Genomic DNA, 567 nt, shown 5'->3' with positions numbered 1-567 from the left:
GGGGCACAGTCTCCCCCTGCACATACCGATGCAGCGTCGAGGTCCCCACATGCAGCCGCTTCGCCAGGACCCCGTAACTCAGGCCCGACCGCTCCTTCAAATCGCTCAGCAGAGCGGCGAAACCCTCGGACCCCGACCCCACGCGGCTACCTCCCGTCCCGGATCGGCGTCCCATCCCAGACGCTAATCCGCAGCTCATGCTACGGGAAACCGTCCCGCACGCGACCCGGAGCCCTTCCACCCCCGACGCGCCCCACCCCGGGACGGACAAGCTCCGGAGTCATGACGAACCACATCACGCCGACCGCCAAGACCCTCCTCGCCGCCGCCCTCACGGCCTCCGCCCTCCTGGGCCTGAGCGCCTGCGGCAGCTCCACCGCGAAGCCCTCCGCAGCCGCCGCGGGCACCCCGACCGCGAACCAGTCCCAGCAGTCCCCCGCGCCGAACCCGGCAACGACGACCACGACCAACACGACCCAGGCGCCGGGCGTGGCCCAGGACTCCACGCAGGCGCAGGGTCAGGCGCAGAACCCGAACCAAACCCCCGCCACCCCGGCGGCCAAGAAC

Annotated in this window: 1 protein-coding gene and 1 pseudogene; one reads left to right on the top strand and one right to left on the bottom strand. The window is 71.6% G+C overall.

Annotation, left to right across the window (positions count from 1 at the left end):
- Positions 1–175, bottom strand: a 175-nt coding sequence (locus tag GWK61_RS61375) for a helix-turn-helix domain-containing protein (protein ID WP_194922366.1), incomplete at its 3' end; no start/stop codon positions are given.
- A gap of 107 nt (positions 176–282) precedes the next feature.
- Here GWK61_RS61375 and GWK61_RS55085 point away from each other — a divergent pair.
- A pseudogene (locus tag GWK61_RS55085) lies at positions 283–567 on the top strand (hypothetical protein); the annotation flags it as partial.

The sequence above is a fragment of the Catenulispora rubra genome, from assembly GCF_015356825.1.
Classification (GTDB): domain Bacteria; phylum Actinomycetota; class Actinomycetes; order Streptomycetales; family Catenulisporaceae; genus Catenulispora; species Catenulispora rubra.
The sequence above is the reverse complement of the archived record's forward strand: the minus strand, read 5'-3'. Positions and strand labels throughout refer to the sequence as shown.